The organism is Rhodospira trueperi, from assembly GCF_900101965.1.
In the GTDB taxonomy this organism is placed as follows: domain Bacteria; phylum Pseudomonadota; class Alphaproteobacteria; order Rhodospirillales; family Rhodospirillaceae; genus Rhodospira; species Rhodospira trueperi.
Genome location: NZ_FNAP01000008.1, coordinates 70,837 through 90,839, shown reverse-complemented (window position 1 = coordinate 90,839; position 20,003 = coordinate 70,837). Strand labels below are relative to the sequence as shown.

Sequence of the window (20,003 nt, the reverse complement as noted above, 5' to 3'; positions counted from 1 at the left end):
GTTTGGCCGTTCCGTCCGGACGGGTTCACTTCGCGACGCCGTACGAAACCCCCAGGCGCAGCCCGCCGGCGATGCCGAGCAGTTGGAACACCAGCACCGCGAGTCCCACCGTGACGCCACTGGCCTCGGCCGATGACGCGATCTGCGGACCCGGGAACAGCCAGGCCGTCAGAAACGATCCCTGGTCAAGGCAGACCCCAACCCCAATCAAAACATACAGCAGGGAAACACCGGCGAAAAACAAGGCGACCAGGGTGTCGTCCGCGTGGGACGCCATCCTTGATGCGCCATATATCGCGAAGAATCCCGTTCCAAGTCCCAAAATAACGTTGGGAACCGACTCGCCGTAAATACTAAACCCCATCGTGATTTCCGGGATGTCGCGGGCGTTCGCGCTGTCGACATAAAACAGAAATACGGCGCTGTAGATATACGCGACCAGAAACCCCAGGGACGCGCCCACGAAGGCGGCGGGAAAACAATAGATCAATGCTTTACGCGTGGCGCCGTGTGTCCTGTCTCCCATCTTCGCCCCCATGGAATTCGGCATGCCCGGCACCGCCGGTCCCCCTACCTCTTCGCATACGGGTTCTCGCTCTTGCGCAGAAGAAGGCGCACGGGCACGCCCTCGAACCCAAAGGCGTCGCGCAGGCCGTTGACGAGATAGCGCGAGTAGCTCTCGGGCAGATCCTCGGGCCGCGAGCAGAACACGGCGAAGGTCGGCGGCCGCGCCTTGGCCTGGGTCATGTAGCGCAGGCGGATGCGCCGGCCGTGCTGGCCCATGGGCGGCGGATGCTCGCCGGTCATGCCCGCCAGCCAGCGGTTCAGGCGCCCGGTGGAGATGCGTTGGTTCCAGACCGCGTGCGTTGCCAGCACGGTGTTCATCAGGCGGTCCAGGTTGCGGCCCTGCAGCGCGGAGACGGTGACATAGGGCACGCCCCGCACCTGGGCCAACGAGGTCTCCAGGCGGTCGCGCAGGCGTTTCAGGGTGCCCTGCCGATCCTCGGCGGCGTCCCACTTGTTGACGGCCAGCACCAGGGCGCGGCCCTCGTCCACCACCAGCCGGGCGATGGTCAGGTCCTGTCGGTCCATGACCATGTCCGCGTCCATCATCAGCACCACCACCTCCGCCAGCCGGATGGCGTTGAGCGTATCGGCGACCGACAGCTTTTCCAGGCTTTCGTGAATCCGCCCCTTGCGACGCAGACCGGCGGTGTCCACCAGTCGGATCGGCCGGCCGTCGTGGACCCAGTCCACGGAAATGGCGTCGCGGGTCACGCCGGCTTCCGGGCCGGTCAACAGACGGTCGTCGCCGATCAGGCGGTTGACCAGGGTGGACTTGCCGGTGTTGGGGCGACCGACGATGGCAAGATTGAGCGGCCGGCCGGGGTCCACGGGCTCGGCCTCGGCGTCGTCGTCGGCGCCGGCGGCGGCGCGGGCCTCCAGATCGCCCGGCGCAATGTCGGCGTCATCCGCCCCGCCGCCGGGCCCGTGGCCGCCCGCCTCGCGTTCGACATCAAGACGTGCATGCAAAGCCGCCTCGTGCGGCAACAGAGCCTCGAACAGGGCCGCCAGCCCCTCGCCGTGCTCCGCCGACAGCGGCACCGGATCGCCCAGCCCTAGCCCGAAGGACTCGTACAGGCCGGCCTCGCCAGCGCCGCCCTCGCACTTGTTGGCCACCAGCACCACCGCGGTCGGCGATTCCCGCAGCACCTGGGCGAAGTGCGCGTCCATCGGCGTCACCCCGACGCGGGCGTCGATCAGCATCAGGGCGACGTCGGCCTCGGCCAACGCGCGCTCCGTCTGCTGGCGCATGCGGGTTTCCAGGGCGTCGGCGGGCGCTTCCTCCAGCCCGGCCGTATCCACGATCCGGAGCGGCATGTCGCCCAGGCGGCCGTCGGCGAAGCGGCGGTCGCGGGTCACGCCGGGGCGGTCATGGACGATGGCCAGCCGCCGCCCGGCAAGGCGGTTGAATAGGGTGGACTTGCCCACGTTGGGCCGGCCAATGATGGCGACGGTCAGCGGTCTCATGATGTCTCGGAGTTAGGGAGGCCGCCCGCGACCGGCGAGCCTCAGCGATAGGCCACCAGATCCCCGCCGTCGGTCAACACGAGCAGGGTGTCCTGGGCCAGGACGGGGGGAATGGTGACGCCGTCGGGGGCCTCGACGAACCCCAGAATGCGTCCGTCATACGGTGAGACGGCCAGGATCTCGCCATTCGAGCCAGGCACGATGAGGCGATCCGACGCCAACAGGGGGCCGGTCCAGACAATGGGACCTTCCTTGTCGCCGGGATCATCCCAGCGTTGCAGCGGCGTGACCCAGTGGACCTTGCCGGTCTCGGCCGAAACGGCGGCGAGGTCGGCCTCGGCCGTCACCACGAACAGGAACCGCCCGGCGATCCAGGGTTGCTCGATCCCGCCCAGTTCGGCCTGCCAGATGCGTTCGCCGGTGGCCAGATCGATGGCCGTCATCAGGCCGCTGTGTCCGACGACGTAGACGCGCGATCCGGCCATCACCGGCCGGCCCCGGATATCCCGCAGGTTCCCGGCCGCGTCCGTGCGCCGCACCATGGTCACGGTGTCCTGCCACAGCACCGCCCCGGTCTCAATGCGCAGCGCGTACAGTTCGCCGGAGGAATAGGCGACGATCACCGTACCCTGATCGACGGCCGGCGCCGGCGCGCCGAGCAGGCTGGCGGTCTCCGGCGAGCCGGCATGCGTCCACAGCTTGCGCCCGTCCTGAGCGGCCAGGGCGACGGTCTGGTTGTCGATTGTGACCACGAACAGCCGGCCGCTATTGAGAGTGGGCGCGGCGCGGATCGGCGCGTCAACCTCCTCGCGCCAGATTTCCTCGCCGGTCACCGCGTCCAGGGCGACGACCTTGGCAAAGCCTGTGGTGGCGTAAAGACGGCCATCCTCCCCGTACGCCAACCCACCACTGAGAAGGTCGCCGTCATCCTCTTCCTCGTCGGAGTTCGGCAATTCACGCCGCCAGATCACGTCCCCGGTGGCCAGGTCGAGCGCCCGCACCTCGGCGTCCGTGTCGATGGTGTAGACCCGACCGCCGCCGATCACCGGCTCCGACAACAGCGCGTCCCGGGACCCGGAGCCCGTGCCGATATCGGTGCGCCAGATCCTCTCCGGCGCATCGGCCAGGGTCATGTGGTGCATGGCGTGATTGGCGTAACCGCCGGCCATGGGCCAGTCGTCGTTCGGCGCCGGCGGCGGCAAGCGGACCTCGCTCGGACTCGCGGTGACCGGCGGCGACAGGCGCACCTCCTGCTCCAGCACGCTGATCCGCCTGCCGGGCAGCGGGTCGTCGGTGTCGGCGCCCCACCACCCGCACCCGGCCAGAACCAGCGTCACGGCCCCGACGGACAGAACGCTAATCCAACGTGTGATGGCCTGCCCCATGGTTCAGCCCCCGGCATCCGGTTCAGAAGCCCCGCCGGTCGCGCCGGGACCCGGGCCGTGGCCGATCATGGCCAGCATTTCGGAGGTGCGGGCGCGCACGCCGGTCGGCGCATTGCGGTTCTGGCTCAGGTCCGCGAAGATCTGGACGGCCGTGGCCATGTCGCCCTCGCGCATATCCAGACGGGCCAGCATCTCCAGCGCCATGAACCGCCACGGACTGTCATCCGCCGTCAGGGGCGTCAGACGGCCGCGCACCGACCCAGCCGGCTCCTCGTCCATGGCGTACAGGGCCGCCAGCATGGCGGCCAGATCCCGCACCGGGGCCGCCCTGCCTCCATCTCCGGACAGCGCGTCGTAGGCGGCGATGGCCGCCACGGTGTCGCCATCCCGCGCCAGCGCGGTGGCGTTGCGCAGCGCGGCCAGTGTGGCGTATCCGGTCCGGCCGTCCGAAGCCAGCGCGCCCAGTGCCGCGCGCGCGGCGGCGGCGTCGGTGTCGGTTCCTTCCACGGCGGCGTAGAAGCGCTGGGCTTCGTCGGCGCGCACGGACGCCTGCCACGCGGTCCAGCCCTGGAACCCGGCGACCACGACCACGACCAGCACGGCCGCGCCGATGACATAGCCCCCGAAGCGCTGCCAGAGCTTGCGCATCTGCTCCGCGCGCAGGTCCTCCTCGACCTCGCGGAACAGGGCCTCCTGGGCCGGGTCCAGATCCTCTGGAGCAGAGGGCGGCGTCCCGCCGCCGCCCGCGTTCCTGGCCGATTTCGCCACGACTGTCTCCTTCGCGCGGATAAGCATCGGTGCCGTCTCGGCGACCGGTGGCACACCATAGTCAGCCGGCGCGGCGAAGGCAACGCGCGCGGCGGGGCATCAGGCGGCCTTCCACTTGATCGAACACCCCATGGACGGCGTCTGCTCCCGCGGCCCCTGACCGGTCTCGGCGACCCCCGTCATGGCCTCGAACAGTTCGCGGCGCACGTCCGGCGCGGCCGGCTGTTTGCCCGAGGAATCGAGACGGCCCCGATACTGAAGGCCCAATTCGGCGTCGAACCCGAAGAAGTCGGGCGTACACACGGCGTCGTAGGCGCGGGCAACCTGCTGATCCGCGTCGTGCAGATAGGGAAAACGAAACCCGTGCTCGGCGGCGAACCGAACCATGTTATCGAACGAGTCATCCGGGTACTGGACCGGGTCGTTGGAACAGATGGCGGCGACGCCGACGCCGTGTTCCATCAGGGCGTGGGCATCGCGGACCAGACGATCGATCACCGCTTTCACATAGGGGCAGTGATTGCAGATGAAGACGATCAGAGTGCCCCGTTCACCCCGGATATCAGCCAGCGTCAAGGTGCGGCCATCGGTCGCGGGGAGGGCAAAGTCCGGCGCGGACCAACCGAAATCGCAGATGGGAGTGTGCACGGCCATGGTCGTTCTGAACCTCCGGTCGGGGTGGAACAGGTCAGGGCGGACGGATTCAGCCATCCTTAACCGCTCCGCACTTAGGATGCCGAAGGCCCGTGTGCAATGCGGGCCCTGTCACCGGCACGGGCAAACGGCCGTGTGTGCCGAGCAACGGGATCGAACATCCATGAACCGTGTACGCGCGCGACGGACCGGACGCAGCCGGTGCAGCCGTCCGCTTTCCGGATCAATCGCAATGGCCGCCGGGCTTCTGGCCCTGGCCGGATGCGAGGGCCTGGTCGATGTGGCCAGCAACCCCGTCGTGGCGGGCTCGGCCGCGATCAATGCCGTCTCCGTCGTGACCACGGACAAGTCCATTCCCGACCATGTCGTGGGTCTGGTGACGGGGCACGACTGCTCCATCGTGCGATACTCGACGGGCGGGTATTACTGCGTCCAGCCATTGCCGGCCAATACTCCGATCGAAACCCGCCTGTTCTGCTACAACTCCATCGGCGCCATCACCTGTTATGACGAGCCGATCCCCGGCGAGGATGCCCGCCTGGTCAGCGACCCACGCCATGTCCTCAGTTCCCGCGATATTGCCGGCCCGATGGTCGGCCCCATGCCGGGCCAGCGATAGCCGCCCGCCCGAGCCATTTCGAAAGCGTCAGATTCGGCTCGACAGGCCCGCCGACTCGACGGACAATGCCCCGTCGTCGGCTCCATTATGAGACGGTGGGAACGGTGACGTTCCCGATACGACATACCGATTGGACGGGACCAGGGAAGCACTGGAAGGCCCATGTCGAAGATTGTCCGTCTTGTCGAATACAGGCGCGGCGCTCCCCATGTTCACTTTTCCCGGTCGGAGATGAATGCTCTGCTGTCGCTGTACAGCCGGCGCGTCATGCGGGGCGAATGGCGGGATTACGCCATCGACCAGCACGACGGCACCGCCCGCTTCGCCGTTTTCCGCAGCAGCTTTGAGCGGCCCGCGTTCATCATCACCAAGCAACTCAAGGGCGCGCCCAGAACGGCCAGCCTAATACCGCCGGACGTCCAGTTCACCGTGATGGCCGGACGCGAGACCCTGTCCCAGAGCACCAGTCTGATTGAAGCCCTCGCCGTGTTCGACCGACCCGGCCTGGCGGCGTCGTTGCGCATGGGGGGCACATCCTGATGACCGGATCCGACTCCGCGAGGATCGCCGAGGCCGTGCTTCCCCTTTTCCGCGCGGCCATGGGCGGTGTCGAGATCCGGCAGGGCGGAGACGGGGTGATCGGCCTGTATCTTCAGGACACGCTGTTCGGTCTGATTCAGGACGGTGTGGCGCTGTTTCGGGTCGACGCCCGCACCCGCGCCGACTATGACGCGGCCGAGGCCGATGACTTGGAGGCCGAGCCCGACGGTGGCGTCGATCCCTTCGAGCCGCCCGGCGGGGCCACGCTGGCGGCGACGAGCTTCCGGCGCCTGCCTCCGGCGGTGCTGGATGACGAGGAGTTGCTGGCGGACTGGGGACGCAAGGCCTGGGAGGCGGGCAAACGCGCCCGCGCCGGGACACAGAGCTAAGCGGACGCCGCATGCCGAACGAAACGCCGACGCTCATGGATGGCCCGCCGAACGGGTGGCGGCTGCTGCTGGCCCATGGGGCCGGGGCACCGATGGACTCCGACTGGATGACCGACGTGGCCCGGGGCCTTGCCGACGGCGGGGTCCGCGTGATCCGGTTCGAGTTTCCCTACATGGCGGCGCGGCGCGCCGATGGCCGACGCCGGCCGCCGGATCGGGAGGCGGTGCTGCTCGACACATGGCGGCACATGATCGCCGCCCATGGACCGGCCGAGCGGGTGGTGATCGGCGGCAAATCCATGGGCGGGCGCATGGCCTCCCTGGTCGCCGACGCCGAGAGCACGCGCGGCCTGCTCTGCCTGGGCTATCCGTTCCATCCGCCGGGCAAGCCGGAGCGGACCCGCACCGCCCATCTGGCCGCGCTGCGCACGCCGGCCCTGTTCTGCCAGGGTACGCGCGATCCCATGGGCGGACCCGATGCCGTCGCGGCGGCGACACTGGCCCCGGGCATTCGCCTGTGCTGGCTGGAGGACGGCGATCACGGCTTCAAGCCCCGCAAGGCGTCCGGCCGCACGCACGCCCAGGCCATCGCCGAGGCCGTGGCGGCCAGCCTTGCCTTCATCCGCGATCCGACCGGAGCCAGGACGTGACGATCCGCAAGCGCTCCATCGTCATCGCCGGGCATCCCACCAGCGTGTCGCTGGAGGACGCGTTCTGGGACGCGCTGGCGGACATCGCCCGCGCCGAGGGCCGCGCCGTGGCCGACATCGTGACCGAGGTGGACGCCCGGCGCGCGGTGGAGCCAGCCTCCGGACCCGGAAACCTGTCCAGCGCCCTGCGAGTGCATATCCTGACGTGGTGGCGCGCCCAATCTCGTCTCGTCGACCCTACGACTCCCCCGCCGCCCGGCGACCCTCTGCCGTCAACCGACACACCTGCCAGTCGGGTTTGAGAGGGTTTGCGAACCAGGATTCGGCCCAACCGTTATCGAGACAGGCCTGAACGGTGCGGGCGCTGACGCGGCGGCCGTTGTGGTCGAATAGGGGCAGCTTGCCGCCCGGCTGGTCCAGGCCGCGCGCGAGGTAGGCGCGCTGCGCCTTGCTCGGCCTCGGGACTGGTCGCTTGACGGGCACGGCCGAACCGCCCACGCTGGAGCCCGGGTCCGGGTCGGCGGGGGCGCTGTCCGTTTCTCGGGCTGAGGGACGCGCGCTCATGACGGCATGGTAGGCAGGCCGCCGGGAGGAGTCCATTGCAAGAATACTGTCTGGTCTACATGACCGCCGGATCGCACGATGAGGCGGTGCGCATTGGCCACGCCCTTGTCGCCGACCGGCTGGCCGCCTGCGTCAACGTGCTGGGGCCGATGACCTCCGTGTTCGAGTGGGAGGGCCGCACCCAGGAGGATCAGGAGGTCGCGTTCCTCGCCAAGACCCGGCGCGCGCAGGTCGACGCTCTGGTCGAGCGGGTCAAGGCCCTGCACGCGTATGACTGCCCGTGCGCGGTCGCCCTGCCCATCGACGGCGGCAACCCTGCGTTCCTGCAGTGGATCGGGGAACAGACGGGGCCTCAGGGCTGATCTGAACGCGCCTCAATCGTACTTGCGGGCGTCCTCAATCACCTTGCCGTCGTTGGGCAGGGCGCCCTCGTCCACAAACTCGATCACACCCTTCAGCTTGGTGACCGCCTGCACCGCCTCGCCGATCTTGCCGGCCAGGGCGTCGTCGGGAGCGCAGGCACACCGCAACGTCATCACGTCGTTGCTGTGGGCGTCATGGCTGACCACCAGCCGGCCCTTGGTCACTGCCGGGAAGCGTTTCAGCACCTCGGCCACCTGCTCGGGATGGACGAACATGCCCTTGACCTTGGTGGTCTGGTCGGCGCGGCCCATCCAGCCCTTGATGCGCATGTTGGTGCGCCCGCATGGGCTCTCGCCCGGCAGCACCGCCGACAGGTCGCCGGTGGCGAAGCGGATCAGCGGGTATTCGGGGGTGAAGGTGGTCACGACGACCTCGCCCACCTCGCCCGGCGGCACCGGATCGCCGGTGCCGGGGCGGACGATCTCCACCAGCACGCCCTCGTCCACGATCATGCCCTCGACGGCCCCGTCCGGCCCCGGGCTCTCGTAGGCAATCAGGCCCAGATCGGCCGTGGCGTAGCACTGATGGACGTGAATGCCGGCATCGCGGAAGGCGGCGCGCTGCGGCGGCAGGAAGGCCTCGCCTGAGACCAGTCCCTTGGCGAGCTTCGGCACCACCACGCCCATCTCCGCCGCTTTTTCCAGGATGATGCGCAGAAACGACGGCGTGCCCACATAGCCCACCACGCCCAGGCCGGCCATGGCGTGGACCTGCTGTTCGGTGTTGCCGACGCCGGCGGGAAAGACGGGACAGCCCAGCGCCCGGCAGCCGTCGTCGAAGATCCAGCCGCCCGGGGTGAAGTGGTAGGAAAAGCAGTTCTGCACCATGTCGCCGCGCCGGAAACCGGCGGCGAACAGCGCCCGGCCCAGACGCCAGTAGCCGACGCGCGCGCCCTCGGGATCATTGATCGGCCCCGGGGACTGGAGAATGCGGCCGATGCCGCCCCAGTCGGAAACCAGCCCACCCAGCGGCGGCTCGTCCGCCTGCAACCGGATCAGGTCGCTCTTGCGCGTCACCGGCAACTTCGCCAGCGCGGCCATGTCCGTCACCGTATCCGGATCGACATCGGCGAGCAGGCGGCCGAAGTGCGCGGTGCCGCCCTTCGCCAGGGCGATCAAGCCCGGCAGCGCGGCGAAGTCCTCTTCCTCGCGCTGGGCCTGGGGACGGGTTTCCAGATGGTCGAAATGATCCATGGGGCGCGATCCGTGGTTCGGGAAAACGGTCGGGCGGCTTGCGCGCGTCACAACCAGCGCTTGCGGCGCTTGTAGGACTTCAGGTTCTTGAACGACTTGCGGTGCTCGCCGCCGCCGCCGAGATAGAATTCCTTGACGTCCTCGTTGTCCAGCAGGTCCTGCTGTTCGCCGTCCATGACGATCTTGCCGGATTCCATGATGTAGCCGAAGGAAGCCGCGCCCAGGGCCATCTTGGCGTTCTGCTCCACCAGGAGCGTGGTCATGCCCAGTTCCTTGTTCAGCTTGCGGATGATGCCGAACACCTCCTTGACCAGCAGCGGCGCCAGACCCATCGACGGCTCGTCCAGCAGGATCAGTTTCGGTCGGGCCATCATGGCGCGGCCGATGGCCAACATCTGCTGCTCGCCGCCGGACAGATACCCGGCCAACCCGGTGCGCTCGCGCAAGCGCGGGAAGTAGTCGAGCACCATCTCCAGGTCGCGCTTGACCGCCGCGCCGCCGTCCTTGCGGGTGTAGGCCCCCAGGCGCAGGTTCTCGACGACCGTCATGTCCTCGACGATGCGCCGGCCCTCCATGACCTGGAAGATGCCCTTCCGCACGATCTGCTCGGGGGCCATGTTGGCGATGTTCTCGCCCATGAAGCGCACCTCGCCGCGCGTCACCTCGCCGTTCTCGGTGCGCAACAGACCAGAGATGGCCTTCAGCGTGGTTGTCTTGCCCGCCCCGTTGGGGCCGAGAAGAGTGACGACCTCGCCCTCCGGCACGTCCAGCGAAACGCCGCGCAGCACCAGGATGACGTCGTCGTAGACCACCTCAATGTTGTTGACCGACAGGATCGGTTCGCGCGCGGGCGCGGTCGCGGCGGGGGGGGCGGTCGTTTCGGCGGCGGCGGCGTGGGCCATGGCACGGTCCTCGCGAAGGGAAAGGCGTCAGGAAAAGGGAAGGAACGGGAAAGGCAGAAAGCCGTGGCGGACGCCACCGGCCGGTCGCACCGGACCGGCGGCGTCCACTCGGATGGTCCTACCAGCCCAGCCAGTCATCGCGACGCGGCAGGGTGGTCTGGGTGACGCGCTCGATGCCCACCTCACCGTCGACGTTGGTGCCGCGGTAGATGTTCACGGTCATCGTGCCGCGATGGTCCGTCTCGGTCCAGGTCGACGGAATGCAAACACCCTCCATGCCCTCGGGCACCCAGTCGGTGCGGGCGTACATGCCCTGCTTGATGTTCGGGCCGGTGATGCCGCCGTTTTCCTTGGCCCACTCCATCGCCTCCTTCATGTAGTAGGCGGTGCAGATGCCACGGATATAGTGGTGGGTGCGGAAATCGACGTCCGGATCAGCCATTTCGGAGATGGCGCGCACCGTCTCAAGGCCCGGCGCGTCGTCGTTCCAGAAGGCGTTGGCGGCCACGAAGATCAGGCTGCGCTCGCTGTCGCCGATGGCTTCCATGGTCTTGCGGTCACCGCCCCAGATGTTGGCCATGAACTGCACGTCGGTACCGACCGTGTCGCAGGACTTGAACAGCGAGACCACCGACGGACCCAGGTTGCCGATGTAGGCGTAGTTGGCGCCGTTCTCCTGGATGGTCAGGCACTGCGCCTTGAAGTCACCCGGCTTCAGCGACACAACGACCGGCGGCAGCACCTCGAAGCCCAACTCCTCGGCGTAGGCGGCGCAGGCCTCCTTCGGCGCGTTCGGGTACGGGTGGTTGTCGCCGGTGTGGACGAACTTCGGCGTACCCTCGCCCCCGCTGGCTTCCCAGTCCTCCATGGCCCACTGCGCCAGGGCGCGGCAGCCGTCGGAGTAGGACGGGCCGTAGAAGAAGTTGTACGGCGCCGGCTTCTGGGTGTTCGGATTGATGCCGGTCGGGTCGGTCAGGTGGCCGGAATACGAGGCGGACCAGACCGGGATTTCATCCTTGGCGACGAAGCTGATCAGCGCCTCGGTGTCACCGGTGCCCCAGCCCTGCAGGGCCACCATGTCGTTCTGGGTCCACTTCTTATAGAACGAAATGGCGCGCGGGACCTCATAGGCGTAGTCGACGCTGTCCATCTCGATGGTCGTTCCATCGATACCACCGTTGGCGTTGATGTAGGCAACGGCGTCGCGCACGGCCGGGCCGTAAAGCTTGCCGACGAAGCCGGTCGCCCCGGTGATGTCCATCAGGTGGCCAACGAAGACCGAGTCCTCGGCCTGCGCGGCGGTACTGGCCGCAGCCATGATGCCCAGGCTTGTGGCGCAGGCGAGGGTGAATGTCTTGCGCATGGTTTGTTTCCTCCAGGTTCCGTTGTGTACGGTTTTCGTGTTGTTGGCAGCCGGCTGACACCGACCGGATAGGCTAGTACGAGAACGGGTACAGCTTCCAGTACGCCTTGATGAGGCGCCACCGGTGGGCCAACCCGTCGGGCTCGAAAATCAGGAACAGGATGATCGCCGCGCCGATGGCCATCTCCTTGAAGAAGGCCAGCCCGTTGGTGATCATCGGGGTATTGCCCCAATCGGTCGAGGCAATGATGTCCACGCCGCCCGCCATGACCTCGGGCAGCAGCACCATGAAGATGGTGCCCAGAATGGCGCCCATGACCGACCCCAGGCCGCCGATGATGATGATTCCCAGGAACTGGATCGACAGCAGGATGGTGAAGCCCTCGGCCGAGACGAAGCCAAGGTAGTGCCCGTACAGGGCACCACCAATGCCGGCGTAGAACGACGAGATGCCGAACGACAGGATCCGGTACTTGGTCAGGTTGATGCCCATCACCTCGGCCGAGAGGTAATGGTCGCGCACGGCAATGAACGCCCGGCCGTCGCGGCTGCGCATCAGGTTCGCCGCCATAACGTACATGACGATGGTCACCGTCAGCGCGAACAGGAAGAATTTCGGGTCGGTGTCGAACGCAAAGAGCGTGACCCATTCGCCGGCCGAGAAATCGTAGCCGGGCAGTTCCACGGTGTTGGCGAGCGATCCATAGGAGCCGCCGGTGAACCAGTCCACGCGGATGAACAGGTCCTCGATGATGAACTGGGCGGCCAGCGTGGCGATGGCCAGGTACAGGCCCTTGATGCGCGCCGCCGGGCTGCCGAACAGCAGGCCGACCGCGGCGGCGATCAGTCCGGCCAGAGGGATCGAGAGGATGACCGGGATCCCGTACGTGTTGTTCAGGTACGCCGAACCGAAGGCGCCGATGCCGAAGAACGCGGCGTGCCCCAGCGAGATCTGCCCGGTGAACCCGACCAAGATGTTCAGGCCCAGGGCCGCGATGCCCCAATAGCACGCCTGGATCGCCAGGCTGAGGTACTGGGCGTTGTAGAACGGCCCGAACAGCGTGCTCAGCACCGGAGTTTCTTCCACGCCCGGCGCCAGAATCGGAACCAGCACCATCACGTACAGCAGCGCGAGGAACAGGATCATCGCCCAGCGGCTGTTGAAGGTGTCGAAGATCGCCGTGTCCTGCCGATAGGTGGTCCGGAAATCGCCGCACGGACGCAGGCTCTGGGTGGCCATGATCGGGTCTCCTCCTTTCTGTCGCCCGCGAGCCTAGACGCGCTCGATATCCTTGGTGCCGAACAGACCGTAGGGCTTGATCACCAGAATGATGATCAGCACCCAGAACGGCGCGATGGTCAGCATGTTGCCCCAGTACAGAAACTGGCCGTCGACGTACTCCGCCATGTTCTCCAGCACGCCGACGATCAACCCGCCCACGACGGCGCCGACGATGGAGTCCAGGCCGCCCAGGATGACCGCCGGGAACACCTTGATGCCGATGAAGGACAACGCCGATGACACGCCGTTGACCATGCCCACCACGACGCCGGCCAGCGCCGAGACCATGGCCGAGATGGCCCAGGCCATGGCGAACACATGCTTGACCGAGATACCCAGCGACTGCGCCACCTGCTGATTGAAGGCGGTGGCGCGCATGGCCAGACCATGGCGGCTGTAGCGGAAGAAGTAGAAGAATCCGGCCATGATGATGATCGAGATGACGAAGCTCATGATATAGGCCGGCTGGACCTGAAGGCCCCCGATGTTGATCGAACTGGCGCCGAACACGTCCGGATACCCGACCGTATCCTGCCCGAACACCCAGTTGGAAAAGGCGCGCATGAAGATCGACAGCCCGATGGTCACCATGATGACCGAGATGATCGGCTCCCCGATCATCGGCCTGAGCACCACCATCTGAATGAAGATGCCCAGCGCGGCCATGAAGGCCAGAGTCAGCAGGAACCCGAACACGAACGGGATTTCGAACGCGATCAATATGGACCAGCAGATCCAGGCGCCCACCAGAAGGAACTCACCTTGGGCGAAGTTGACCACCTGCGTGGACTTGTAGATCAACACGAAACACATCGCCACCACACCATACAGCGTGCCGACAATGATCCCGTTGATCAGTAGCTGAAAGAACAGGTCCATCCCGGTCCTCCCTAATGCCCGTGTTTTTTTGAGGTGGGCTTTTCTGGCTCTGTTGCCGGATCGGAGCGCCTCTCCGCCCGACAGGATGCGCTCCTACTCCGCCGCCTGCTGGTCGGGTGGCCCCTCCGGCGGCAACAGGGTCTCGACGTTCAGCGTGGTCTGGATGCGCGCGGTGCTGCCGTCCTGGAAGGTGATCGTCGTGTCCACGTCGATGGCATCCTGGCCGGAATAGATGGCCTCGATTTCCCGCGCGTATTTTTCCGCGATCACGCCGCGCCGCACCTTTCGCGTGCGGGTCAACTCGCCGTCATCCGGGTCCAGTTCCTTGTAGAGCAATAGGAACTTGCGAATGCGCTGGGCCTCGGGAAGGGTTTCATTCACCCGCTCCACCTCTTCGCGCAGCAGACCGTAGACTTCGGGACGCGCTGACAGGTTGGTGTAGTTGGTAAAAGAAATCCCCTTCTGCTCCGCCCACTTGGAAACGATGGACCAGCGGATGCAGATCATCGCCGCAAGGTACGGCAGGTCGCGGCCCAGGATGACGGCCTCTGCCACGAACGGCGAGAACTTCAGCTTGTTCTCGATGTACTGCGGCGAGAACCGCACACCCATAGAGGTGTTCGCCAAGTCCTTCACCCGGTCGATGACCACCAGGTGACCGTTCTTTTTATTGATGTAGCCAGCGTCGCCCGTGTACATCCAGCCGTCGCGCTTGTCGACGTCGGTCGCCTCTTGGTTCCGGAAATAGCCCAGGAACATGCCCTCGCTGCGGCCGACAATCTCGCCCACGCCCTCCTCGTCCGGATCGTTGATCCGCACCTCGGCCTGATCGAAGGACACGCCGACGGTCTCGGGGTCGATGTCGTCGTTGCGGTGGATGGTATAGGCGCCGGCCAGTTCGGTCTGGCCGTACAACTGCTTGAGCGGCACGCCCATGGCGTGGAAGAACTTGAACGTCTCCGGCCCCATCGCGGCCCCGCCGGTGGCGGCGGAGGTCAGAAAAGAGAAGCCGTAGCGGTCCCGCAAGGCGCGGAACAGGATGAAATCCGCCAACCAGGACCGCTTCTTGGTCTCCAGGGCCTTCAGGCCCATTTTGGTGCCCAGATCGTACATGAACCGCTTGAAAGGTGTGCTGTCCATCATCCGCGCGCGGATCTCGGCGGCGATGCTTTCCCAGACACGCGGCGCCAGAAGAACGAAGGTCGGGCCAATCTCGCGCAGATCGGCCATGGTCGTCTCTTCTTCCTCGACGAAGTTGATGATGTTGCGGGCGATGAGCTGCTGGCCGACGACGTAGACCTGCTCCATGATCCACGGCAGCGGCAGAACGGAGACGTAGTCGTCGCCGGGGCACTTCGGGTCGGCGTTCAGGTAGTCCAGACAGTGCTTCAGGAACGGCCCCGACTGCAGCATGGCCAGCTTGGGCTTGCTGGTGGTACCGGACGTGGTGCAGAGAATCGAGACATCCTCGGGCGCGCCCCGCTCCACCTCAGCGTCGTACAGACCCGGCTGTTCACGGTCCAGGGCGTCACCCTTGGCGCACAGGTCTTCCTCCGACATCAGGCGCGGATCGTCGTATTTTCGCATGCCGCGCGGATCGCAGTACACGATGACCTTGACGGTCGGGATGTCGTCGCCGAGTTCAAGCAGCTTGTCGACCTGCTCCTCATCCTCGCAGAGGATCGCCTTGATCTCGGCGTAATGGATGAGATACGCGGCCTCTTCACCCAGCACGTCCTTGTAGATGCCCAGCGATGTCGCGCCGATGGCATGCGCGGCCACCTCGCCCCACACCCATTCCGGCCGATTGGCGCCCAGCAGGCCGACACATTCGCCGCGCTCGATCCCCATGGCGCGCAGGCCCAAGGCGTACTGGCGTACCTTGCGCTGATAATCGGCGAAGGTGAATTCGTTCCAGATGCCGAATTCCTTCTCGCGCATCACGATCTCGCGGCCGTGCTCGCGGGCATTATAGGCCAGCAGCTTCGGGAACGTGTCGTAACGCGCGATATCGCCGAATTCCGGCGTCATCTTCTGGTTGCGTTTGCGCGCCATCAGGCCACCTCCTGCCCGGCCCCGGCCGCGACGTCGTCATCCTCGCCCAGATAGGCGGTCTTGACGCGCGGGTTGCTCATGATCTCGTCGGGCAGGCCCTCGGCGATCTTCTGGCCGAAATCCAGCACGGCCACCCGGTGCGAGATGTCCATGACCACGCCCATGTCATGCTCGATCATGATGACCGACATGCCCCACTCTTCATTCAGGTCGATGATGAAGCGGGCCATGTCCTCCTTTTCCTCCAGGTTCATGCCGGCCATCGGCTCGTCCAGAAGAATCAGGTCGGGTTTCAGGGCCACCGCGCGCGCCAACTCCACCCGCTTGCGCAGGCCGTAGGACAGCGTACCGGCCATGGCCTTGCGGATGTGCGAAATCTCAAGAAAGTCGATGATGTCCTCGACCGTGCGGCGGTGGTTGAGTTCTTCCTTCTGCGCGCCACCGATCCAGTAAAGCGCGCCGCTCATGAAGTTATTCTTCAAGAGGTGATGACGGCCCACCATGATGTTGTCGAGCACGCTCATATGCCCGAACAGCGCCAGGTTCTGGAACGTCCGGCCGATGCCCAGATCCGCGCGCTTGTTCGGCTTCAACCCGGTGACGTCACGCCCCTTGAAATGGACACGCCCCTCGGTCGGCGTATAACGCCCCGAAATGCAGTTCATCATCGAGGTCTTGCCGGCGCCGTTCGGGCCGATGATGGCGAACAACTCACCCTTGGTAACCGAAAACGTGACGTCGGACAACGCACGCACGCCCCCGAACTGCAGGGACACGCCCCGCACCTCGAGGATGGCCGTCTCCTCGGACATCCCTCTTCGTTCCTCCCTAATACCTGGATCTCTACTGTGGCCGCGTTCGCGGTCCGCTTAGCTAACGTGGGACCCAGTTCACGGGGTCTATGCTGGCCCGCTGATCGCGTTGTTACCCCGCTTCCGACGTCGGGGTCAAGCATCTCAAATCCTTGAATTTACTGATACTGCGAGCGCCCCCTACCGCAACCTCGGAACTCTTTGATGCCGCTACGGAAACTCTCCAACAAAACGAATCGTGAGGCTTTTTCGTGTTTTCCGTTTTTTGCGCGAATCGGCGACTGGACACGCCCCGGGGGATGCGGTAAGCGGGCCGCGCACCACATGATACAGGGTCGGGGACAGCCTCGATCCTGCGGGCGCGACGCCCGCCGCCGCTTTCTCTTCTCTGCCAGGATATCATCACATCGATGGAGGACGCCCGTGGGAGCCACCGGTCAGGACACCCTGAAGACCCGTCGCACGCTGTCGGTCGGCTCGCGCCGCGTGGACTATTTCGCGTTGCCCGAGGCCGGGTTGGGCGATCTCTCTCGCCTGCCCTTTTCCCTGAAGGTGCTGCTGGAAAACCTGCTGCGCCACGAAGACGGCCGCAGCGTCACCGTGGATGACATCAAGGCCGTGGCGGCTTGGCTGGAGACCCGGTCCTCGACCCGGGAAATCGCCTACCGGCCGGCACGCGTGCTGATGCAGGACTTCACCGGCGTGCCGGCGGTGGTCGATCTGGCGGCCATGCGCGAGGCCATGACCGCCCTGGGTGGCGATCCGAAACGGATCAACCCGCTGTCGCCGGTCGATCTGGTCATCGACCACTCGGTCATGGTGGATCACTACGCCAGCAGTGACGCCCTGCAACGCAACATCGACCTGGAGTTCGAGCGCAACGGCGAGCGGTACGCCTTTCTGCGCTGGGGCCAGAAGGCGTTCGACAACTTCCGCGTCGTACCGCCGGGCGTGGGCATCTGCCATCAGGTGAACCTGGAGTATCTGGCCCGCACCGTCTGGACCAGCCCGGACCAGACCGGCGCCGAGGTCGCCTATCCCGACACCCTGGTCGGCACCGACAGTCACACGACGATGGTCAACGGCCTGGGCGTGCTGGGCTGGGGTGTGGGCGGCATCGAGGCCGAGGCGGCCATGTTGGGCCAGCCGGTCTCCATGCTGATCCCCGAGGTCGTCGGCTTCAAGCTGACCGGCTCGCTGAAGGAAGGCACCACGGCCACCGACTTGGTGCTGACGGTCACGCAGATGCTGCGCGCCCGGGGCGTGGTCGGCAAGTTCGTGGAATATTTCGGGCCCGGCCTGGCCAGCATGCCGCTGGCCGACCGCGCCACCCTCGCCAACATGGCGCCCGAGTACGGGGCCACGTGCGGCATTTTCCCCATCGACGCCGAGACCCTGCGCTATCTGCGCGACACCGGCCGCAATGCCGAACAGGTCGAACTGGTCGAGGCCTACGCCAAGGCCCAGGGCATGTGGCACGACGAGGGCACGCCGGACCCGCTCTACACCGACACGTTGGAACTGGATCTGGGGGACGTCGAGCCCTCGCTGGCCGGCCCGCGCCGGCCGCAGGATCGGGTGGCGCTGTCCGACGCCGCCGGAGCCTTCGCCCAGGCCCTCAAGGACATGGCCCGGCAGGACACGCCGCGCTCCGCCCCGGTGGAGGGCGCCGACTACAGCCTGTCCGACGGCGACGTGGTCATCGCGGCCATCACCTCCTGCACCAACACCTCGAATCCGTCGGTGCTGATGGCCGCCGGCTTGCTGGCGAAGAAGGCCGTCGAGAAGGGCCTGAGCCGCAAGCCGTGGGTGAAGACCTCGCTGGCCCCCGGCTCCCAGGTGGTCACGGACTACCTGGAAAAGGCTGGTCTTCAGGAGCCGCTGAACGCTCTCGGATTCACCCTGGCCGGCTACGGCTGCACCACCTGCATCGGCAACAGCGGCCCGCTAGACGCGCCCATCGCCGCCGCCATCGACGACAACGGGCTCGTCGCCTCCGCCGTGCTGTCGGGCAATCGCAACTTCGAGGGCCGCATCAGCCCGCACGTCCGCGCCAACTACCTCGCCTCGCCGCCCCTGGTGGTGGCCTACGCCATCGCCGGGTCGATGACCAAGGACCTGTTCAACGAGCCGCTGGGCACCGGCTCGGACGGCCAACCGGTCTTCCTCAAGGACATCTGGCCAAGCGCGCGGGAGGTCGCCGACGCGGTGACCGCCAACGTCAAGGCCGAGATGTTCAACGCCCGCTACGGCAATGTCTTCGACGGGCCGGACCAGTGGAAGGCCATCGCCGTGGCCGAGGGCGAGACCTACGCCTGGGCGCCGGGGTCCACGTATGTCCGCAACCCGCCCTATTTCGAGGGCATGGACATGACCCCCAAGCCGCCGACCGACATCGTCGACGCGCGGCCGCTGGCCCTGCTGGCGGATAGCGTGACCACCGACCACATCTCGCCGGCCGGGTCGATCAAGGGCGACAGTCCCGCCGGCAGCTACCTGCAGGGCCATCAGATCCCGGTCAAGGACTTCAACAGCTATGGCTCGCGCCGGGGCAACCACGAAGTCATGATGCGCGGCACCTTCGCCAACATCCGCATCAAGAACGAGATGGTGCCGGGCAGCGAAGGCGGCGTGACCAAGCACATGCCGGCGGGCGACGTCATGCCGATCTATGACGCTGCCATGGCCTACAAGGGCGAAGGCGTGCCGCTGGTGGTCGTGGCCGGCAAGGAGTACGGCACAGGGTCGTCCCGCGACTGGGCCGCCAAGGGCACGGTGCTGCTGGGCGTAAAGGCGGTGATCGCCGAGAGCTTCGAGCGCATTCACCGCTCCAACCTCGTCGGCATGGGCGTGCTGCCGCTTCAGTTCAAGGAGGGCACCACCCGCCAGACCCTGGGCCTGGACGGATCCGAGACCTTTACCATCACCGGCGTGGCCGACATCCAGCCGCGTCAGGACGTGACGGCGACGATCACCCGCGCCGACGGGTCCACGGTGGACGTGGTCACGACCTGCCGCATCGATACCCTGGACGAGCTCGAATACTTCCGGAATGGCGGCATTCTGCCGTACGTGCTGCGGTCGCTGGCGGCGGCATAAGCCGCGGTCGTCGGGGGCGTCCGACCGCTGCAAGCGCGGCGGCGGATGCACCGCATGATCCGTTCGCGAACGTGTAGGTTGGGGTGAGCAAAGCGAACCCCAACACCGGCCTTCACGTTGAGGGCCTTCACGTTGGGGTTCGGCGCGCAGCGCCTCACCCCAACCTACGGGTCACCGTCCACCGCCAGGGAACTTATCAAGCTGTGATGCCGTGAGAATACAATACAAACAGAATGGAACAGCCCGAGCTGTATCCATTGAGCCGCCGATAGCATCGGACGAGGCGACCGACTTCTCCGTGGTCATCAGGCCCGAGGGCAGGGACGAAAAAGAGCGGATTATTTATGGAATGACTGGGAGCCATGCGACGGGAAACGCCCTAGCGTTCCTTCGCT

General features: G+C 66.4%; 19 protein-coding genes. 7 read left to right on the top strand and 12 right to left on the bottom strand.

The annotated features are described in order from the left end of the window. Positions 1-25 precede the first annotated feature (25 nt). The 5 genes from BLS85_RS11615 to BLS85_RS11595 all read right to left on the bottom strand — a co-directional run bounded on the left by BLS85_RS11615 (position 26) and on the right by BLS85_RS11595 (position 4,895). Entirely contained in the window at positions 26-550 is a 525-nt protein-coding gene (locus BLS85_RS11615) for a hypothetical protein (protein WP_143027169.1), read from the bottom strand. A gap of 20 nt (positions 551-570) precedes the next feature. Beyond that, entirely contained in the window at positions 571-2,031 is a 1,461-nt protein-coding gene (der, locus tag BLS85_RS11610; protein ID WP_092786443.1) for a ribosome biogenesis GTPase Der, read from the bottom strand. A gap of 41 nt (positions 2,032-2,072) precedes the next feature. Continuing rightward, positions 2,073-3,416, bottom strand: coding sequence for an outer membrane protein assembly factor BamB family protein (locus tag BLS85_RS11605; protein ID WP_092786441.1), 1,344 nt, complete (start codon positions 3,414-3,416; stop codon positions 2,073-2,075). Positions 3,417-3,419: 3 nt separating this feature from the next. Continuing rightward, positions 3,420-4,184: a tetratricopeptide repeat protein gene (locus BLS85_RS11600; RefSeq protein WP_176793640.1), complete on the bottom strand. Its 765-nt coding sequence runs from the start codon at positions 4,182-4,184 to the stop codon at positions 3,420-3,422. 99 nt (positions 4,185-4,283) lie between these two features. Continuing rightward, on the bottom strand, positions 4,284-4,895 hold the full coding sequence (locus tag BLS85_RS11595) for a thioredoxin family protein (RefSeq protein WP_342729458.1): 612 nt from the start codon (positions 4,893-4,895) through the stop codon (positions 4,284-4,286). A 175-nt stretch (positions 4,896-5,070) separates the two neighbouring features. On the opposite strand from BLS85_RS11595, the gene BLS85_RS11590 reads away from it, so the two are divergent. From BLS85_RS11590 to cutA, 6 genes are all read left to right on the top strand, one after another. Then, positions 5,071-5,457, top strand: coding sequence for a hypothetical protein (locus BLS85_RS11590; protein WP_092786435.1), 387 nt, complete (start codon positions 5,071-5,073; stop codon positions 5,455-5,457). A 162-nt stretch (positions 5,458-5,619) separates the two neighbouring features. Beyond that, positions 5,620-5,997, top strand: coding sequence for a DUF2794 domain-containing protein (locus tag BLS85_RS11585; protein ID WP_092786433.1), 378 nt, complete (start codon positions 5,620-5,622; stop codon positions 5,995-5,997). Further along, positions 5,997-6,386 (top strand): TfoX/Sxy family protein, encoded by a 390-nt coding sequence (locus tag BLS85_RS11580; RefSeq protein ID WP_092786431.1) that lies wholly within the window; start codon positions 5,997-5,999, stop codon positions 6,384-6,386. The genes BLS85_RS11585 and BLS85_RS11580 overlap by 1 nt, the downstream gene beginning before the upstream one ends. A gap of 11 nt (positions 6,387-6,397) precedes the next feature. Further along, positions 6,398-7,036 (top strand): alpha/beta family hydrolase, encoded by a 639-nt coding sequence (locus tag BLS85_RS11575; RefSeq protein WP_092786429.1) that lies wholly within the window; start codon positions 6,398-6,400, stop codon positions 7,034-7,036. After that, positions 7,033-7,338 (top strand): ribbon-helix-helix domain-containing protein, encoded by a 306-nt coding sequence (locus BLS85_RS11570; RefSeq protein ID WP_342729457.1) that lies wholly within the window; start codon positions 7,033-7,035, stop codon positions 7,336-7,338. The genes BLS85_RS11575 and BLS85_RS11570 overlap by 4 nt, the downstream gene beginning before the upstream one ends. A gap of 297 nt (positions 7,339-7,635) precedes the next feature. Then, positions 7,636-7,962 (top strand): divalent-cation tolerance protein CutA, encoded by a 327-nt coding sequence (gene cutA, locus BLS85_RS11560; RefSeq protein ID WP_245699196.1) that lies wholly within the window; start codon positions 7,636-7,638, stop codon positions 7,960-7,962. 12 nt (positions 7,963-7,974) lie between these two features. Here the strand turns inward: cutA and BLS85_RS11555 are convergent, their stop codons facing one another. From BLS85_RS11555 to BLS85_RS11525, 7 genes are all read right to left on the bottom strand, one after another. Then, positions 7,975-9,216 (bottom strand): phenylacetate--CoA ligase family protein, encoded by a 1,242-nt coding sequence (locus BLS85_RS11555; protein ID WP_092786427.1) that lies wholly within the window; start codon positions 9,214-9,216, stop codon positions 7,975-7,977. 47 nt (positions 9,217-9,263) lie between these two features. Further along, positions 9,264-10,118 (bottom strand): ABC transporter ATP-binding protein, encoded by an 855-nt coding sequence (locus BLS85_RS11550; protein ID WP_092786425.1) that lies wholly within the window; start codon positions 10,116-10,118, stop codon positions 9,264-9,266. Between the two features lie 118 nt (positions 10,119-10,236). Beyond that, positions 10,237-11,481: an ABC transporter substrate-binding protein gene (locus tag BLS85_RS11545; protein ID WP_092786423.1), complete on the bottom strand. Its 1,245-nt coding sequence runs from the start codon at positions 11,479-11,481 to the stop codon at positions 10,237-10,239. A gap of 73 nt (positions 11,482-11,554) precedes the next feature. After that, positions 11,555-12,721 (bottom strand): branched-chain amino acid ABC transporter permease, encoded by a 1,167-nt coding sequence (locus BLS85_RS11540; protein WP_092786421.1) that lies wholly within the window; start codon positions 12,719-12,721, stop codon positions 11,555-11,557. Between the two features lie 33 nt (positions 12,722-12,754). Continuing rightward, on the bottom strand, positions 12,755-13,642 hold the full coding sequence (locus tag BLS85_RS11535; protein WP_092786420.1) for a branched-chain amino acid ABC transporter permease: 888 nt from the start codon (positions 13,640-13,642) through the stop codon (positions 12,755-12,757). A gap of 93 nt (positions 13,643-13,735) precedes the next feature. Continuing rightward, the gene (locus BLS85_RS11530; RefSeq protein WP_092786418.1) at positions 13,736-15,697 is read right to left on the bottom strand and encodes a long-chain fatty acid--CoA ligase; all 1,962 of its coding nucleotides are present in this window, start codon (positions 15,695-15,697) and stop codon (positions 13,736-13,738) included. After that, positions 15,697-16,509, bottom strand: a complete 813-nt coding sequence (locus BLS85_RS11525) for an ABC transporter ATP-binding protein (RefSeq protein WP_092786416.1) — start codon at positions 16,507-16,509, stop codon at positions 15,697-15,699. Before BLS85_RS11525 ends, BLS85_RS11530 begins: the two co-directional genes overlap by 1 nt. Positions 16,510-16,932: 423 nt before the next feature. Here BLS85_RS11525 and acnA point away from each other — a divergent pair, with 423 nt between their 5' ends. Continuing rightward, a complete protein-coding gene (gene acnA / locus BLS85_RS11520) occupies positions 16,933-19,608 on the top strand; it encodes an aconitate hydratase AcnA (protein ID WP_092786414.1) in 2,676 nt (891 codons plus the stop codon). Positions 19,609-20,003 lie beyond the last annotated feature (395 nt).

Excerpts from the sequence above, each read along its gene's own strand:
- BLS85_RS11615 (WP_143027169.1), bottom strand. The coding sequence starts at position 550 with ATGCCGAATTCCATGGGGGCGAAGATGGGAGACAGGACACACGGCGCC.
- der (WP_092786443.1), bottom strand. The coding sequence starts at position 2,031 with ATGAGACCGCTGACCGTCGCCATCATTGGCCGGCCCAACGTGGGCAAG.
- BLS85_RS11555 (WP_092786427.1), bottom strand. The coding sequence starts at position 9,216 with ATGGATCATTTCGACCATCTGGAAACCCGTCCCCAGGCCCAGCGCGAG.
- BLS85_RS11580 (WP_092786431.1), top strand. The coding sequence starts at position 5,997 with ATGACCGGATCCGACTCCGCGAGGATCGCCGAGGCCGTGCTTCCCCTT.
- BLS85_RS11590 (WP_092786435.1), top strand. The coding sequence starts at position 5,071 with ATGGCCGCCGGGCTTCTGGCCCTGGCCGGATGCGAGGGCCTGGTCGAT.
- BLS85_RS11525 (WP_092786416.1), bottom strand. The coding sequence starts at position 16,509 with ATGTCCGAGGAGACGGCCATCCTCGAGGTGCGGGGCGTGTCCCTGCAG.
- BLS85_RS11605 (WP_092786441.1), bottom strand. The coding sequence starts at position 3,416 with ATGGGGCAGGCCATCACACGTTGGATTAGCGTTCTGTCCGTCGGGGCC.
- BLS85_RS11575 (WP_092786429.1), top strand. The coding sequence starts at position 6,398 with ATGCCGAACGAAACGCCGACGCTCATGGATGGCCCGCCGAACGGGTGG.
- BLS85_RS11585 (WP_092786433.1), top strand. The coding sequence starts at position 5,620 with ATGTCGAAGATTGTCCGTCTTGTCGAATACAGGCGCGGCGCTCCCCAT.
- BLS85_RS11535 (WP_092786420.1), bottom strand. The coding sequence starts at position 13,642 with ATGGACCTGTTCTTTCAGCTACTGATCAACGGGATCATTGTCGGCACG.
- BLS85_RS11530 (WP_092786418.1), bottom strand. The coding sequence starts at position 15,697 with ATGGCGCGCAAACGCAACCAGAAGATGACGCCGGAATTCGGCGATATC.
- BLS85_RS11550 (WP_092786425.1), bottom strand. The coding sequence starts at position 10,118 with ATGGCCCACGCCGCCGCCGCCGAAACGACCGCCCCCCCCGCCGCGACC.
- BLS85_RS11540 (WP_092786421.1), bottom strand. The coding sequence starts at position 12,721 with ATGGCCACCCAGAGCCTGCGTCCGTGCGGCGATTTCCGGACCACCTAT.
- BLS85_RS11545 (WP_092786423.1), bottom strand. The coding sequence starts at position 11,481 with ATGCGCAAGACATTCACCCTCGCCTGCGCCACAAGCCTGGGCATCATG.
- BLS85_RS11595 (WP_342729458.1), bottom strand. The coding sequence starts at position 4,895 with ATGGCTGAATCCGTCCGCCCTGACCTGTTCCACCCCGACCGGAGGTTC.